The following is a 16153-nucleotide window of genomic DNA, read 5'->3' as shown; positions in this document are numbered from 1 at the left end:
CTTTCCCGCCATTCCTCCCGCAACCGGAGAGTCTGACAGTGCCCAAACTTATCCTCGTCCGCCATGGCCAGTCCGAATGGAACCTCGCCAACCGTTTCACCGGCTGGTGGGATGTCGACGTCACTGAAAAGGGCGTCGAGGAAGCGAGGGAAGCAGGCCGCCTGCTGAAGGAAAAGGGGGTGTTCCCCACCGTCGCTTTCACCAGCGTGCAGAAGCGCGCGATCAAGACGCTGCACCTGGCGCTGGAAGAGTGCGACCGGCTGTGGATCCCGGAAACCAAGGACTGGCGCCTGAACGAACGGCACTACGGCGGCCTGACGGGTCTCAACAAGCAGGAAACGCGCGACAAGCACGGTAACGAACAGGTGCACATCTGGCGCCGCAGCTTCGATGTGCCGCCTCCGCCGATGGAAAAGGGCGACGAGTACGATCCCGGCAACGATCCGCGCTACGAAGGCATCGACGTGCCGCAGACCGAGAGCCTGAAACTGACCATCGAGCGTGTCCTGCCCTACTGGGAAAGCGACATTCTGCCCAAGCTGGTGGCAGGCGAGACGGTGATCATCTCCGCCCACGGCAACTCGTTGCGCGCACTGGTGAAGCACCTCTCCAACATCTCGGACGACGAGATTACCGGACTGGAAATCCCCACCGGCCAGCCGATCATCTACGAATTCGAAGGCGCCTCCCCCGTGGGCGAGCGCTACTACCTGAAGGATAGCTGAGACATGGGCGCTCCTGTCGCAATCGTGATGGGCAGCCAGTCGGACTGGCCCACCATGACCAAGGCCGCAGCCGTGCTGGACGAGCTTGGCGTTCAATACGACGCGCGCATCGTCTCCGCCCACCGCACGCCCGACCGGCTGCACGCCTTCGGCAAGGGTGCGGCGGACGAAGGCTTCAAGGTCATCATTGCAGGCGCCGGCGGCGCGGCGCACCTGCCTGGCATGATCGCCGCGCTCACCCACCTGCCCGTCCTCGGCGTGCCGGTGCAGAGCAAGGCGCTGTCGGGCATGGATAGCCTGCTCTCCATCGTGCAGATGCCCGCAGGCGTTCCTACTGGCACGCTGGCCATCGGCGATGCCGGCGCGACCAACGCCGGTATCTTCGCCGCCTCGATCCTGGCACTGGAAGACGACGCGCTGGCAGGGCGCCTCAAGGCCTTCCGCCAGGCGCAGACGGACAAGGTTGCAGAGAAACCGGTCGACAATCCATGAGCGCGCTTCCTCCCGGTTCCACCATCGGCATCCTTGGCGGCGGGCAGCTTGGCCGCATGATGGCCATGTCCGCAGCGCAGCTTGGCTATCGCTGCCACATCTACGCGCCCGAGGGGGACAACGTGGCCGCCCATGTCGCGGCGGCCTACACCTGCGCCCCGTGGCACAACGGCGATGCGCTGGCAGCCTTCGCGCGCGATTGCGACGTCATCACCTACGAGTTCGAGAACGTCCCGGTCGGACCGCTGGCGAACGTGCCGCAGGACAAGCTGGCACCGGGCACCCGCGCGCTGGAAGTGGCGCAGGACCGGGTGCGCGAGAAGCGCTTCATGCAGGACGCGGGCGGCACTCCCGCCGATTTCGCCGTTGTTGACCACGACAGCGAACTGGCCGACGCGGTGGAGCGGATCGGCGTGCCCGGCATTCTGAAGACCCGGCGCGACGGCTACGACGGGAAAGGCCAGTGGGCGATCAACGAGCGAGCCGACGCACAGGGGGTGCGCATCCCGGAAACCGGCTGCGTCTACGAAGCGCGGCTGACGTTCGAATGCGAGTTCTCGGTTATCCTCGTGCGCGGCCGCGACGGCGAAGTGCGCTTCTGGGATTCCAGCCGCAACCGCCACGAGAACGGCATCCTCGCCCATTGCGAACTGCCCGCCCCCGCCATCGTGGCGCAGCAGCTCGACAAGGCGCGCGACATGGCGAGGAAGGTGGCCGACGCGCTGGGGTACGTCGGCGTGCTGACGCTGGAATTCTTCGCTACGCCGAATGGCCCGGTCTTCAACGAAATGGCCCCGCGCGTGCACAATTCAGGCCACTGGACCATCGAGGGTGCCGTCACCAGCCAGTTCGAGAACCATATTCGCGCCATCTGCGGCCTGCCGCTGGGCGACACGGCCAGCGTTTCCGGCTCGATGGTGATGGACAACCTTATCGGCGAGGAAGCGCTGGACCTTGCCCGCCACCTCTCGGAAGGGCGCGCGCACGTGCACCTTTATGGCAAGGCCGAGGCGCGCGAGGGCCGCAAGATGGGCCACATCACGCGGGTCTGGTAAGTGGCCGCCGACGTGCTCTTCATCGTCGCGCGGGCGACCAACGGCGTCATCGCAAAGGACGGCGACGTGCCGTGGGCGATCAGCGAGGACCTGAAGCGGTTCAAGCGCCTGACGATGAGTAAGCCCATGATCATGGGCCGCAAGACTTTCGAAAGCCTGCCCGGCCTGCTGCCCGGTCGCCGCCATATCGTGCTGACCCGGCAGGACGACTGGCAGGCTGAAGGCGCGGAAGTGGCATCCTCGCCTGACGAGGCCATGGCAATGGCGGGCGCTGGCGATGTCGCAGTAATCGGCGGGGCGGAGATCTTCGACCTGTTCTGGGACCGGGGAACGACGTTCGAACTGACCGAAGTGTTCGAAGATACGACCGGCGATGTCACCATGCGCGACCCGGCGAGCGATCCCACCTGGCGCGAAGTGGCGCGCGAGAGCCGCCCGGCGAAAGACGGCTGGCCACCCTACGATTTCGTAACGTTTGAGAGGCATCGCCCGGCATGAAGCGTTTCGCCATCGGCTTTGGCGGCGTGCTGCTGGCGGCGCTGGTCGCCTTCTTCATCTTCGCGCCCGGTTACGTCGAGCGGGACATGAACGTGATCGACGGCCTGCCGCTGCCGCCTGTATCGGACGAGGCCCGCGCGCTCCACGAAACGCTCACCATTGTCGACCTGCACGGCGACACCCTGCTGTGGAAGCGTGACATGCTCGAAGCCGCGGACCGCGGGCACATAGACCTGCCGCGGCTCAAGGAAGGCAACGTCGCCCTGCAGGTGTTCTCCAGCGTCACCAAGACCCCGCGCGACCAGAACTACGACAACAACACCGCCGAGACCGACAACATCACCCTGCTCGCGATCGGGCAGTTGCAGCCGCTGCGCACCTGGACCTCGCTGCTGGAACGTACGCTGTGGCACGGCGAGAGGCTGGAGCGCGCCGCTGCCGAATCGGAAGGCGACCTCGCACTGGTCCGCACGCCTGCGGATATCGTGCCGGTTCGTGCGCCGGATGCCAGCAGCGCGCCGGTGGCGGCGATGCTCTCGGTGGAAGGGTTGCACAACCTCGAAGGCGATCTCGCCAATCTCGATGCGCTCTACGACGCAGGCGTGCGTATGGCGGGGCTGGTGCACTTTTTCGACAACGATCTCGCAGGGTCGATGCACGGCATCGACAAGGGCGGACTCACCGACATAGGCCGAGAGGCCGTGCGGCGGATGGAAAGAATGGGCATGGTCGTCGACATTGCCCATTGCAGCCACCAGTGCGTGGCCGAGGTGCTGGCCATGGCGCAGCGTCCGGTCGTATCCAGCCACGGCGGCGTGCAGGCGACCTGCCCTGTAAACCGCAACCTGACCGACGCGGAGATTCGCGGGCTTGCCGCGACAGGCGGCGTGATCGGCGTGGGCTACTGGGAGGGTGCCGTGTGCGACACCTCCCCCGCCGCCATCGTCGCCGCCATGACGCATATCCGCGATCTCGTCGGCATCGAGCACGTCGCGCTCGGCAGCGATTTCGACGGCACCGTTACCACCCGGTTCGACGCGGCGGGCCTCGTCAACGTGACGCAGGGGCTGATCGATGCAGGCTTTACCGAAGAGGAAATCCGCGCAGTGATGGGCGGCAACGCCCTGCGCGTGCTGGAAGCTGGTTTGGAGCCGCTGGCATGACCCGTCTCTCGCACCGCGATACTGTGCCCGAAAGCCTGCGCGGCGCCGTGGTCGCTCTCGGCAATTTCGACGGGTTCCACATCGGCCACCAGCACGTCGTGCGCGAGGCAGTGGAGTGGGCAAAGAGCGAAGGCCGCCCGGCCGTGGTCGCCACCTTCGACCCCCACCCCGTCCGCCATTTCGCGCCGCACGTGCCCCCGTTCCGCCTCACCACGCTGGAACAGCGCCACGAACTGTTCCGCGCCGCCGGGGCCGACGCCATGCTGGTGTTCGACTTCGACGATGATCTTGCCGCCATGAGCGCGGAAAGCTTCGTGCGCGACCTGCTGGCAGGTCACATCGGCGCAGGCGGCGTGGTTACGGGCGAGGACTTCACCTTCGGCAAGGGACGCGGCGGCAACGTGGCAGTGCTGCGCGAGGTCGGCGCGACCTGCGGCATCGAGGCCCGCGCTATCGGCCCCGTGGGCGAAAGTGGCCAGGTCGTCTCCTCCAGCCGCATCCGCGACGCGCTGAAAGCGGGCGAGTGCGATGTTGCCGCAAGGCTGCTCACTCGCCCCTTCACCGTGCGCGGCAAGGTGATCCACGGTGACAAGCGCGGGCGCGACCTCGGCTACCCCACCGCGAATATCGACATGGGCGCTTACCTTCGCCCGCGCTTCGGCATCTATGCCGTGACGGGCCGCGTGCTTGCCACCGGGCAGCACTTGCAGGGCGCGGCGAACCTTGGCGTGCGCCCCAGTTTCGATCCGCCCAAGGAGCTTCTGGAGCCCTATTTCTTCGATTTCTCCGGCGACCTCTACGATCAGGAGATCGACGTCGCCTTCCACCACTTCCTGCGGCCCGAGGCGAAATTCGACGATCTGGACGCGCTGAAGCGGCAGATGGAAGAGGATTGTGCGCGGGCGCGCGACCTACTAGGTGCCCGCCCAAAGGATTAACCGCGCGATGACCGACGAAACAGCCAAGCGGGATTACCGGGACACCGTCTTCCTGCCCAAGACCGATTTTCCGATGAAAGCCGGGCTCCCTGCAAAGGAGCCAGGCATCCTTGCGCGCTGGGAAGAGCAGGGCCTCTACAAGCAGCTGCGCGAGGCCCGCAGCGGGCGCGACAAGTTCATCCTCCACGACGGCCCGCCCTATGCCAACGGCAACATCCACATCGGCCACGCGCTGAACAAGGTGCTGAAGGACGCGGTCGTCCGCACGCAGACGCTGCTTGGCAAGGACGCGCCCTACGTTCCCGGCTGGGATTGCCACGGCTTGCCGATCGAGTGGAAGATCGAGGAAGCCTACCGCAAGAAGAAAAAGAACAAGGACGAGGTTCCGCCCGCCGAATTTCGCCAGGAATGCCGCGAATACGCCGCCGAATGGGTGGCGGTGCAGAGCGAACAGTTCAAGCGGCTGGGCGTGATGGGCGAGTGGGACAAGCCCTACCTCACCATGGCCCCCGAAGCCGAGGCGGGCATCGTCGCCGAGCTACTGAAGTTCGCCGAAAGCGACATGCTCTATCGCGGCGCGAAGCCGGTGATGTGGAGCCCGGTCGAAAAGACCGCGCTGGCCGAGGCGGAGGTGGAGTACGAGGATATCGTCTCGACGCAGATCGACGTGGCGTTCGAGATTGTCGAAAGTCCGATCGAGGAACTGGTCGGCGCGCATGCGGTGATCTGGACGACGACGCCTTGGACGATCCCGGTGAACCAGGCTTTGGCTTATGGGCCGGATGTTGAGTATGTGCGGGTTCGGGCGGCAAGTACTGGCGTCCTAGGCTGGGGCCATCAAGACGATGCCGCAGACAAAAACCCAGGACATCGTTTTTTCGGCAAAGAGTTCCTGATCGCCGAACCATTGGTCCAAGACTTTCAACAGCGCATTGCAAACGCTCTCTCCGCTGAAATTCATCAGGAATTTCCGGACACTGATGTGACTATCAATTTTTCCGTGATGGGACGGCACAAAGGCTCCGACCTCGCCGGAACGAAGGTGCGCCACCCGATGCACCAACTCGGCGGCTTCTTCGCCGAACCGCGCCCGATGCTGGCGGGCGACTTCGTCACCACCGATGCGGGTACGGGTATCGTCCACATGGCGCCCGATCATGGCGAGGACGATTTCGACCTGTGCAAGGCCAATGGCATCACGCCGAAATTCGTGGTCGACGACGATGGTCGCTACCGCGAGGACTGGGGCTGGCTGCCGCGCACTGATGAGCGGAACGCATCGGTCATCAATCCCAAGTTCAACGCGCCCGACGGGCCGATCTGTTCGGACCTGCGCGAAGCAGGCGCTCTCCTCAGCGCGTCCGCAGATTATCAACACTCTTATCCACATAGCTGGCGCTCCAAGGCCAAGGTGATCTTCCGCTGCACGCCGCAGTGGTTCGTGCCGATGGACAAGCCGCTGGGTACGTTCGACTACGCCGTGGCCGATGCTGGCCCGCTGGGCGGCGCCGTTGCGCTGGGCACGCAGGGCGACAATACCGCCACCCTGCGCCAGACCGCGATGGCCGCGATCGATGAAACCCGGTTCGTTCCCGCCAAGGGCAAGAACCGTATCGGTTCAATGGTCGAGGGCCGCCCTGACTGGGTGCTTTCCCGCCAGCGCGCCTGGGGCGTGCCGATCACGCTGTTCGTGAACCGCGAGTCTGGCGAATACCTCGTCGACAAGGATGTGAACGCGCGCATCGTCGAAGCGATCAGGCAGGACGGCGTCGATGCATGGACGCAGGAGAGCGCTGCGCAGCTTCTCGGCCCCGACTATGCGGTCGAGGACTTCGAGATGGTCACCGACATTCTCGACGTGTGGTTCGATTCGGGCTCCACCCACGCCTTCGTGCTGGAATCGGACAACTGGCCCGACCTGCAATCGCCCGCCGATCTCTACCTCGAAGGCAGTGACCAGCATCGCGGCTGGTTCCAGTCCTCGCTGCTGGAATCCTGCGCCACGCGTGGCCACGCGCCTTACAGGCAGGTGCTGACCCACGGTTTCACCATGGCCGCAGACGGGCGCAAGATGTCGAAGAGTCTCGGCAACACCATCGATCCGCTGAAGGTGATGGAGGAATACGGCGCCGACATCATCCGCCTGTGGGCGCTCTCGGTCGATTACACCGAGGACCACCGGATCGGCCCGGAAATCCTCAAGGGCGTTGCCGACCAGTACCGCAAGCTGCGCAACACCTTCCGCTACATGCTGGGTGCACTGGGCGAATTCAGCGAGGACGAACGCGCCGACGTCGAGCAGATGCCGGAGCTTGAGCGGTATGTGCTGGCGCTGCTGGGCGAGCTGGACGGCAAGCTGCGCGCCCACGTCGCGAACTACGATTTCGATGCCTACACCCGCGCGCTGGTGGATTTCATGAACGAGGACCTCTCGGCCTTCTTCTTCGATATCCGCAAGGACCGGCTCTATTGCGATGCGCCCGGCAGCATGGAGCGCCGCGCCTATCGCACCGTGCTCGATACGCTGTTCAATGCGCTGATCCGCTACGCCGCGCCGGTGCTGGTGTTCACGGCGGAAGAGGTATGGTCGACGCGCCATCCGGAAGGTGGCAGCGTTCACCTGCTCGAATGGCCGGAAATCCCCGCCGCAGATGCCAATGCGGAGCGCTGGGAAGCCCTGCGGTCGCTGCGCGAACGGGTGATGGAAGCCATCGAACCGCTGCGCCGCGAGAAGGTGATCCGCTCCGGCCTGGAAGCCGAAGTGACGGTGCCGGCCAGCGCCGTGCCGGAAGGTTTCTCGGCGGATGATCTTGCCACGCTGTTCATCACCGGCACAGTGACGCTGGGCGATGGGGACGTGGTAAGCGTTGCCAAATCGGGCGACGCCAAGTGCGGCCGCTGCTGGCGCCTGCTGCCGGAAGTCGACGAAGACGGCGACCTGTGCAACCGCTGCGAGGACGTCGTGGCCCAGATGGATGCTGCCGAATGAGTGCGCTCGCGAAATTCCGCCTTTACGGCATACTGCTGGCGCTGGCGATCTTCGCCGCCGACCAATGGATGAAGGACTACGTGGTCAACACGCTGGGCCTCACCCGCGTGGGCGATCACTATCCGCTGCTGCCGTTCTTCGATTTCACCCGCACCAACAATTACGGCGTGTCGCTGGGCATGTTCGAGGCTACATCCATGGAGATGCGCTGGATCCTCGTCGGCGTCACCGCGCTGATCGCGCTGGTCGTGCTGGTGTGGATGATGCGCGAGAAGTTGCTGGGCGAAATCCTCGCGCTGTCGCTGGTGCTAGGCGGCGCGCTGGGCAATATCGTCGACCGTTATCGCTTCGGCTACGTGGTCGACTATGCCGATTTCCATATCGGCACGTTCCGCCCATTCCTGATTTTCAACGTGGCCGATGCAGCGATCACCGTCGGCGTCGTGATTATCCTTGCCCGCGCCTTGTTCATGCGCGAGAAACCGTCCAATGAGCAGGACGCTGCTACCGAATAGAACACCGCCAAAAACACCGACGGCCGCCACCGGCCCGGAGACTTGAGAATTATGCGCAACCTTACCCGCGACCCCATCTTCCGCATAGTGGCTGCCAGCGCCGCCGTGCTCGGCCTTGCCGCCTGTGGTGGCATCAGCATCGACCGCGAGCGTCCCGATGAATTCGCCGTGCAGCGCCAGGCGCCGCTGGTGGTTCCGCCCGATTTCCATCTCGTGCCCCCGCAACCCGGCGCGCCGCGCCCAGCCGAAGGCACCGCCTCGCAGCAGGCACTGGAAGCGCTGTTCGGCGGCAGCGCCCCGCGCAGCGCCGTGGAAACCTCCGCGCTGGGCCAGGCCGGTGAAGCAGCGCCCGGCATCCGCTCGTCGGTGGGCGATGCCGACACCTACACGGTGGACAAGGGCACGGCCGTCCAGGCCATCATCGCCGCGCCCGAGGGTGACGGTCAGGCGGCAAGGGCCGTGATTCCGGGCTGATTGCTTGTTTAGTCCCTCAAGCGCCGGGCGCGAGCCGTCCGGCCCGCTTGGCTTTCCTCGCATGAGCTCGGGCGCGCATTCGCGCTTGCGGTCGCTGATCGCGACCGAGACTTTCGCCGCCCTCTGATTGAGAAGCCGAGAAACGGTCCGCAAATAGCGGGCCGCAAGGCCGAACGGCCGCCCGCAGGTGCCGCGAAGCGAATAGCACCGAGGACGAAGCCGCGGAGGCGGCTTCGCAAAACAAACAATCTCGCGGACCCCTGGCGCTAGCGTGTGGGTGTCAGTCCCCAGGCTTGCTCACGAGCAATTTATCGATCTTGCGACCGTCCATGTCGACTATCTCGAAGCGCCAGCCCTGCTCGGTGAAGTGCTCGCCCTCTGCCGGCAGGTGTTTCAAGACATAGAGCACGTAACCCGCCGCCGTCGCGAATTCCTTGTGCTCGGGAAACTCGATATCCAGCCGCTCGGCGAGCGCGTCCGCCGCCAGCGCGCCGGAGACGAGATAGCTGCCGTCCTCGCGCTCCGTAAACATCGGCGTGTCGCCTTCGTCCTGGTGGCTGGCGAAATCGCCCGCGATGGCGGACAGCAGGTCTGCCGTCGTCACGATCCCGTCAAGATGGCCGTATTCGTCATGCACCATGGCCATGCCGGTGCCCGATTGCTGCAGCACGCGCAGCGCATCCATCGCATCTAGCTGGTCCGGCAGCACTTCGCTCTTGCGCAGCATTTCATCCAGTACGACGGCCTGCCCGGTCATCAGCAGCGTCAGCACCTCACGCACTTTCACCACGCCCAGTACCTTGTCGGGCGAACCTTCGGCCACCGGCAACAGCGAGTGTGGCGATTCGGCGATGGTTAGGCGGATCTCCGATTCGTCGGCGTCGATGTCGAGCCAGTCGATCTCGGTGCGCGGCGTCATCAATTCGCGCACGGGCCGTTCCTGGAGGCGCATGATACCCGCGAGGATAGCGTGCTCCTGCTCCTCGATAACCCCGGTCCGTGTGGCGTCGGCCAGAATCATGCGCAGCTCTTCGGACGTCAGGTTGTGATCGCCCTTGTGGCGAATGCCCAGAAGGGACAGCATCAAGCCGGACGACTTGTCGAGCAGCCAGACGAACGGCGCGGTCGCCCGCGCCAGAAGGTCCATCGGCAACGCCATGACGATCGAGATTGGTTCAGCCGCGCGCAGGGCTAGCTGCTTGGGCACCAGCTCGCCCACCACGAGGGTAAAGTAGGTCGTCAGACCAATCATCAGGGCGATGCCAAGATTGTCGGCAAGGTCGGGATCGACGCCCAGCGCGGCGATCCGCTGGCCGACCGGCTCGCCCAGCGTCGCGCCGGACACGGCACCGGCGATGATGCCGATCAGCGTAATCCCGATCTGCACGGTGGAGAGGAACTTCCCCGGGTCCGATGCCAGCCGCATGGCAACCGCGGCGCCCTTGCTGCCTTTCTCGGCCGCCATGCGCAGCCGTGCCGTGCGAGCAGAGACGATCGCCAGCTCCGACATGGCAAATACGCCGTTGAGCACGATCAGGAAGGCGAGCGCGGCGAGGTAGTGCCAGGGAAACGGGTCCATCAGGTCTTCGCCGCTAGCAGGTTTCGCAGCCGTGGGGAAAGCCCCAGAAAGCGGACGTTCACGGAACAGGCTGCACAAACCGGCGTTAATGCAGGCAGATATTGCGGCAGTGGATGGATCGTGCCGCATGCAAAATGAGGAAGGACGTTATGAAAATCAACAAGATGCTCGTCTCGACCACGGCAGCGCTCGCGCTTCTGGGCACCACCACGGCCTGTGTGACGGACCCGAACACCGGTGAACAATACGCTTCGCGCACGGCCATCGGCGGCATCGGCGGCGCTGGCCTCGGCTACCTGCTGGGCGGCCTGATCGGCGGCAAGACGGCCCGCATCGTCGGCGCCGGCATCGGTGCGGCGGCTGGCGGCTACGTCGGCTACCGCATGGACGAGCAGATCCGCGAACTCGAGGAAGTCACGGCCGGCACGGGTGTGGATGTGAGCGAAACGCCCGAAGGTGACGGTATCCTGGTGAACTTCCCCGACGTTACCTTCGCGGTCGATTCCACCACCATCTCGCCGCAGATGCGCGACACGCTGGATGGCGTGGCACAGTCGATGATCGATTACCCGCAGTCGCTGATCGACGTGATGGGCCATACCGATTCGACTGGCAGTGAGCAGTACAACCTCGATCTGTCGCGCCGCCGTGCCGAATCGGTCTCCAACTATCTCGTCTCGCGCGGCGTGGCCCGTGCCCGTATCGAGACGATCGGCTACGGCGAGCAGTATCCGATTGCTGACAACTCCACCGAAAGCGGGCGTTCGCAGAACCGCCGTGTGGAAATCCGTATCACGCCGATCACCCAGGACGACGTGGAACAGGCTTACTGATCGGCTTTTCCGAGACGCAACATCGAAAGGGCGCTCCGCTTGGGGCGCCCTTTTCTTATCCCTTCACCAGCCGCGCAGCCCTCTCGCTCAGCCGCTCGACCGCCGCCGCGTGAATTCCGGGAGCGCTGGCCAGCAGGCCGAAGGCGCGGGGATCGCGCTTGTTGTAGGCGAGCGGCTTGCCGAAAGCGTCGGTCACCGCGGCCCCCGCTTCGCGGGCGATCAGGGCGGCGGCGGCAATATCCCATTCGAACCCCCAGCGCACTGTGGCGACAAGGTCTGCCCTGTCGTCCGCCACCATGGCTACCCGCAGGGCGATGGAGTTGGGCTGCTCCACCTTGGTGAGATCGCCATCTTCCTTGGGCAGATCGTGTACGGGCACGCGGGCGCCGGGAAACCGGGTCCGCGTGCTGGCGCTCAAACGTTGTCCGTTCAGCCAGGCACCCTTGCCTGCCACTGCTGACCACACTTCCTCGCGCGCCGGGGCCACCAGTGATCCGATGAGTGGCCGCCCACCTGAAATCAGGGCAACCGAGATCGCCCAGCCCTCGCGCCCGCGAATGTAGTCTCGCGTGCCGTCGATGGGGTCGACCAGCCAGATGAGGCCCTTGTCGAGTCGGTCCGGACTATCCGCGGTCTCTTCGGACAGCCACCCGGCGGCGGGGAGCAATGCGCCCAGTTCGCGGCGCAGGAAAGCGTCCACTTCCAGGTCGGCCTCGCACACCGGGCTGCCGGGAGTTTTTTCCCAGCTTTCAAGGTCATGGCCCCGTGCAGGCCACTTGCGAAGCGCCATGTAACCTGCCTCGCGGCAGATCTGTTCAAGTTTCATGCTGTCGATCATGGATGCAAAGGCATTTGCGACGGGGCGGAACCGATTGCAAGCGCCGCGCGATAATGCTTTAGCGCCCAGCAAAATCCCGTCCCGACTCTCATTTCTTGAACGAAGGTCAGCTCACCCATGAACATCCACGAATACCAGGCCAAGGAACTGCTCGCGAAATTCGGCATCGGCGTGCCCACCGGCTATCCGGCCATGAGCGTGGAAGAAGCCGTCGAAGGCGCGAAGAAGCTGCCTGGGCCGCTCTACGTGGTGAAGGCGCAGATCCATGCCGGTGGCCGCGGCAAGGGCAAGTTTTCCGAACTGTCCGCCGATGCCAAGGGCGGCGTGCGGCTCGCAAAGTCGATCGAGGATGTCGAGCAGGACGCGAAGGATATGCTCGGCAACACCCTCGTCACCGTGCAGACGGGCGACGCCGGCAAGCAGGTCAACCGCCTCTACGTGACCGATGGCGTGGATATCGCCAAGGAATACTACCTCTCCATGGTGATCGACCGCGAGACGAGCCGCGTTGCCATGATCGTATCCACCGAAGGCGGCATGGATATCGAGGACGTGGCGCACAACACGCCCGAAAAGATCACCACCATCACCATCGACCCGGCCACCGGCTTCATGCCGCACCACGGCCGCGCCGTGGCCTTTGCGCTGAAGCTGGAAGGCAGCCTCGCCAAGGAAGCGCAGAAGTTGTCGAAGAAGCTCTACGAGGCGTTCACCAAGCTCGACTGCGCCATGCTGGAGATCAACCCGCTGGTGGAAACCGAAGGCGGTGAACTGCTGGTGCTCGACACCAAGATGAGCTTCGATTCGAACGCGCTCTATCGCCACCCCGACGTGGAGGAAATGCGCGACGAGACCGAGGAAGATCCGATGGAAGTCGAGGCGGGCAAGCACGATCTCGCCTACATCAAGCTCGACGGCAACATCGGCTGCATGGTGAACGGCGCGGGCCTTGCCATGGCGACGATGGACATCATCAAGCTGAACGGCGCTTTCCCGGCTAACTTCCTCGACGTAGGCGGCGGTGCCACCACCGAGAAAGTGACCTCGGCTTTCAAGATCATCCTGTCGGATCCGGCTGTCGAGGGAATCCTCGTCAATATCTTCGGCGGCATCATGAAGTGCGACATCATCGCCGACGGCATCGTTGCCGCGGCCAAGGAAGTGAACCTCTCTGTGCCGCTGGTTGTGCGTCTGGAAGGCACGAACGTGCAGCAGGGCAAGGATATCCTCGCCAATTCCGGCCTGCCGATCATCCCGGCAGACGACCTCGGCGATGCAGCGAAGAAGATCGTCGCCGAAGTGAAGCAGGCCGCCTGACCCTTTGAAGTGCACGCCGGGGCGCTGGCGGGCTATTCGCCCTTCACCGCCTCGGCAGCACCTTCGCTGGCCTCGCGCACGGCGTTGCCGGCTTCCTCGGCCTTCTCCTTGGCTGCATCCATCGTTTCCTCGCTGACCATGCCGTCGGCCTGCTCGGTGTCGCTCATACCGCCGTTCCAGTAATCGAGGCCGAGCCCCAGCGCGACCATGCTGGCAGCAAGCGCCGCCACCATCAGCACGCCGTCGCGCACCAGCACCGCCAGGCCGAACCCGGCGATGGCAAGCATCGGCACACTGCTGGCAAACGGCAGCACTTCCAGAAACGGCACGGTCAGGCAGAGCAGGCATACCATACCCGCCGCGATCTGCGCGAACGGCGCGTGCGTGATGCGTTTCCAGCGTCCGTGAAAATGCCGGTCCATGAAGCGCGCGATGGGCCTCAGCTTGTCCGCGGACTTGGCAAGCTTCTCGCCAGAGACGCAACGGTTGGTGATGATTCCGGGCAGCCACAGGGTCTTGCGGCCGATCATATTCTGCGCCGCCACCAGGATCACGATGACGGCGAGGAATGTCGGCACTCCAGGGATCGCGCCGATTGGCGTGATTTCCAGCAGGGCGGGCACCATGATGGCCGGGCCGAATGTGCGGGTGCCGAAGGTCTGCATCGCCTGCCCGGCGGAAACCCACTCGTTCTTATCGGCAAGATCATCCAGCGCGTCGAGGATGTCGCTGACGCTGCGCGGTGATGTCGACTGGGATGCGGCCACGATTTTCTCTCCTGCCTGGACAATCCCTCGGCGACCATCCGGTTTCGCTGGCGTGGTAGCACGATGCATGTTTATCGCTTCGGAACGCAGGCTCCCGGGCTTTGTTGTTGGCGTAAGACCGCCAGAAAAAGGGGCTGCTTGACCTATACGTAAAGCAGTTTACATATGCGGCAGAACACGAAACCAACGAGAGGGCGATTCCCATGAAAATTCTCGTGCCCGTGAAGCGGGTGATTGATTACAACGTGAAGCCGCGCGTGAAGAGCGACGGATCGGGCGTCGATCTTGCCAACGTCAAGATGAGCATGAACCCGTTCGACGAGATCGCGGTGGAAGAAGCTCTGCGGCTGAAGGAAGCGGGCAAGGCCGAGGAAGTGATCGCGGTGTCGATCGGCCCGGCCAAGGCGCAGGAAACGCTGCGCACCGCGCTCGCCATGGGTGCGGACCGCGCGATCCTGGTGGAAACCGATGAGACGGTCGAACCGCTCGCCGTCGCCAAGATCCTGAAGGCCATCGCGGCAGAGGAAGAGCCCGGCATAGTGATGCTGGGCAAGCAGGCTATCGACGACGATTCCAACCAGACCGGGCAGATGCTCGCTGCACTGATGGAGCGCCCGCAGGGCACTTTCGCCAGCAAGGTGGAGATCGACGGCGATGCCGTGTCCGTCACCCGCGAAGTGGACGGCGGTCTCGAAACGGTGAAGCTGACGCTGCCCGCCATCGTCACCACCGATCTTCGCCTGAACGAGCCGCGTTATGCCTCGCTGCCCAACATCATGAAGGCGAAGAAGAAGCCGCTGGATACCAAGACGCCTGCCGATTACGGCGTCGACGTGGCCCCGCGCCTCACCACCACCAACGTCTCCGAGCCGCCGGTCCGCCAGGCTGGCGAGATCGTTGAAGATGTGGACGCGCTGGTCGCGAAGCTCAAAGCGCTCGGAGTGGCGTAAGTCGCGCAGAGCGTCCTGAGCCTGTCGAAGGACTGCTTTTGTTTTTGAACGTCGCGCTGAGAGAAGGACAGCCCTTCGACAGGCTCAGGGCGAACGGAATGAGAGGTTAGATGAAATGACCGCACTCGTATTTGCTGAACCCCACGGCGACGCTGTCGCCGATGCCACCCTCGCCACCATCACCGCCGCTGCCGCGCTCGGCGGCCCGGTGCACGTGCTCACCACCGCCGCTGGCGATGCGCATGCTGCCATCGCCGGTGTCGAGAAGGTGCTGGTGGCGGACGATGCCGCCTATGCCAACGGTCTTGCCGAGAACCTCGCCCCGCTGATTGCCGGCCTCATGGACGGCTATGACGCCGTGCTGGCCCCTGCCACCACCACCGGCAAGAACGTGCTGCCCCGCGTTGCCGCGCTGCTCGACGTGATGCAGGTCAGCGACATCATCAGCGTGGAAGGCCCCAGGACCTTCACCCGCCCGATCTATGCCGGCAACGCCATCGCCACGGTCGAGTCGAGCGATCCCAAGCTGGTGATCACCGTTCGCACCACGGCCTTCGACAAGGCTGAGGCAGAAGGCGGCAGCGCCAGCGTGGAAGCCGCGAGCGGCCCCGGCGATGCGGGTATCTCGCAGTTCGTGAAGCTGGACGCGGTGAAGAGCGACCGTCCCGAGCTCACCAGCGCAGGCATCGTCGTATCGGGCGGCCGCGCGCTGAAGGACGGCGAGACGTTCGAGCAGTATATCACCCCGCTGGCAGACAAGCTGGGCGCCGCCATCGGCGCATCGCGCGCTGCGGTGGACGCAGGCTACGTGCCCAACGATTACCAGGTCGGCCAGACCGGCAAGATCGTGGCGCCCGAAGTCTACATCGCCATCGGCATCTCGGGCGCGATCCAGCACCTTGCCGGCATGAAAGACTCCAAGGTCATCGTCGCCATCAACAAGGACCCCGACGCCCCCATCTTCCAGGTGGCGGACATCGGCCTCGTGGCAGACCTGTTCAACGCCGTGCCGGAACTGAC

16 protein-coding genes are annotated in these 16153 nt (G+C 64.6%); 13 read left to right on the top strand and 3 right to left on the bottom strand.

What is annotated here, in order from left to right:
- Window positions 1-38: 38 nt before the first annotated feature.
- The 9 genes from gpmA to D4Q51_RS03265 are packed head-to-tail and all read left to right on the top strand — an operon-like array spanning window position 39 to window position 8849.
- Window positions 39-725, top strand: a complete 687-nt coding sequence (gene gpmA / locus D4Q51_RS03305) for a 2,3-diphosphoglycerate-dependent phosphoglycerate mutase (RefSeq protein ID WP_120076338.1) — start codon at window positions 39-41, stop codon at window positions 723-725.
- Window positions 726-728: 3 nt separating this feature from the next.
- Complete coding sequence (gene purE, locus D4Q51_RS03300) at window positions 729-1217, top strand: 5-(carboxyamino)imidazole ribonucleotide mutase (RefSeq protein WP_120076337.1); 489 nt, start codon at window positions 729-731, stop codon at window positions 1215-1217.
- Window positions 1214-2272 (top strand): 5-(carboxyamino)imidazole ribonucleotide synthase, encoded by a 1059-nt coding sequence (locus D4Q51_RS03295; protein ID WP_120076336.1) that lies wholly within the window; start codon window positions 1214-1216, stop codon window positions 2270-2272. Before purE ends, D4Q51_RS03295 begins: the two co-directional genes overlap by 4 nt.
- Window positions 2273-2770 carry a dihydrofolate reductase gene (locus tag D4Q51_RS03290; RefSeq protein WP_120076335.1) on the top strand — a complete coding sequence of 166 codons (498 nt, stop codon included), beginning with the start codon at window positions 2273-2275 and terminating at the stop codon, window positions 2768-2770.
- Window positions 2767-3933, top strand: coding sequence for a dipeptidase (locus D4Q51_RS03285; RefSeq protein ID WP_120076334.1), 1167 nt, complete (start codon window positions 2767-2769; stop codon window positions 3931-3933). Before D4Q51_RS03290 ends, D4Q51_RS03285 begins: the two co-directional genes overlap by 4 nt.
- Window positions 3930-4871 carry a bifunctional riboflavin kinase/FAD synthetase gene (locus D4Q51_RS03280; RefSeq protein WP_120076333.1) on the top strand — a complete coding sequence of 314 codons (942 nt, stop codon included), beginning with the start codon at window positions 3930-3932 and terminating at the stop codon, window positions 4869-4871. Before D4Q51_RS03285 ends, D4Q51_RS03280 begins: the two co-directional genes overlap by 4 nt.
- Before the next feature lie 7 nt (window positions 4872-4878).
- A complete protein-coding gene (locus tag D4Q51_RS03275; RefSeq protein ID WP_120076332.1) occupies window positions 4879-7860 on the top strand; it encodes an isoleucine--tRNA ligase in 2982 nt (993 codons plus the stop codon).
- Entirely contained in the window at window positions 7857-8375 is a 519-nt protein-coding gene (lspA, locus tag D4Q51_RS03270; protein ID WP_120076331.1) for a signal peptidase II, read from the top strand. The genes D4Q51_RS03275 and lspA overlap by 4 nt, the downstream gene beginning before the upstream one ends.
- Before the next feature lie 51 nt (window positions 8376-8426).
- Window positions 8427-8849 (top strand): DUF3035 domain-containing protein, encoded by a 423-nt coding sequence (locus D4Q51_RS03265; protein WP_120076330.1) that lies wholly within the window; start codon window positions 8427-8429, stop codon window positions 8847-8849.
- A 280-nt stretch (window positions 8850-9129) separates the two neighbouring features.
- On the opposite strand, the gene D4Q51_RS03260 is transcribed toward D4Q51_RS03265, so the two are convergent.
- Complete coding sequence (locus tag D4Q51_RS03260) at window positions 9130-10428, bottom strand: hemolysin family protein (RefSeq protein ID WP_120076329.1); 1299 nt, start codon at window positions 10426-10428, stop codon at window positions 9130-9132.
- 149 nt (window positions 10429-10577) lie between these two features.
- Here D4Q51_RS03260 and D4Q51_RS03255 point away from each other — a divergent pair, with 149 nt between their 5' ends.
- Window positions 10578-11261, top strand: coding sequence for a YiaD family glycine zipper/OmpA-like lipoprotein (locus tag D4Q51_RS03255; RefSeq protein ID WP_120076328.1), 684 nt, complete (start codon window positions 10578-10580; stop codon window positions 11259-11261).
- 55 nt (window positions 11262-11316) lie between these two features.
- Here D4Q51_RS03255 and D4Q51_RS03250 read toward each other — a convergent pair whose 3' ends face one another.
- The gene (locus D4Q51_RS03250; RefSeq protein WP_120076327.1) at window positions 11317-12099 is read right to left on the bottom strand and encodes a 3'(2'),5'-bisphosphate nucleotidase CysQ; all 783 of its coding nucleotides are present in this window, start codon (window positions 12097-12099) and stop codon (window positions 11317-11319) included.
- Window positions 12100-12216: 117 nt separating this feature from the next.
- Between D4Q51_RS03250 and sucC the strand changes: the two genes are divergently transcribed.
- Window positions 12217-13416 carry an ADP-forming succinate--CoA ligase subunit beta gene (gene sucC, locus D4Q51_RS03245; RefSeq protein WP_120076326.1) on the top strand — a complete coding sequence of 400 codons (1200 nt, stop codon included), beginning with the start codon at window positions 12217-12219 and terminating at the stop codon, window positions 13414-13416.
- A 32-nt stretch (window positions 13417-13448) separates the two neighbouring features.
- Here the strand turns inward: sucC and D4Q51_RS03240 are convergent, their stop codons facing one another.
- A complete protein-coding gene (locus D4Q51_RS03240) occupies window positions 13449-14183 on the bottom strand; it encodes an exopolysaccharide biosynthesis protein (protein WP_240624541.1) in 735 nt (244 codons plus the stop codon).
- A gap of 203 nt (window positions 14184-14386) precedes the next feature.
- Between D4Q51_RS03240 and D4Q51_RS03235 the strand changes: the two genes are divergently transcribed.
- Entirely contained in the window at window positions 14387-15133 is a 747-nt protein-coding gene (locus D4Q51_RS03235) for an electron transfer flavoprotein subunit beta/FixA family protein (protein ID WP_120076324.1), read from the top strand.
- A gap of 115 nt (window positions 15134-15248) precedes the next feature.
- A partial coding sequence (locus tag D4Q51_RS03230; protein WP_120075330.1) for an electron transfer flavoprotein subunit alpha/FixB family protein occupies window positions 15249-16153 on the top strand: 905 nt, incomplete at its 3' end.

It is taken from the genome of Aurantiacibacter odishensis, assembly GCF_003605195.1.
Lineage (GTDB): Bacteria > Pseudomonadota > Alphaproteobacteria > Sphingomonadales > Sphingomonadaceae > Alteraurantiacibacter > Alteraurantiacibacter odishensis.
Note: the sequence above shows the minus strand (reverse complement) of the source record. Positions and strands in the feature narration are given on the sequence as shown.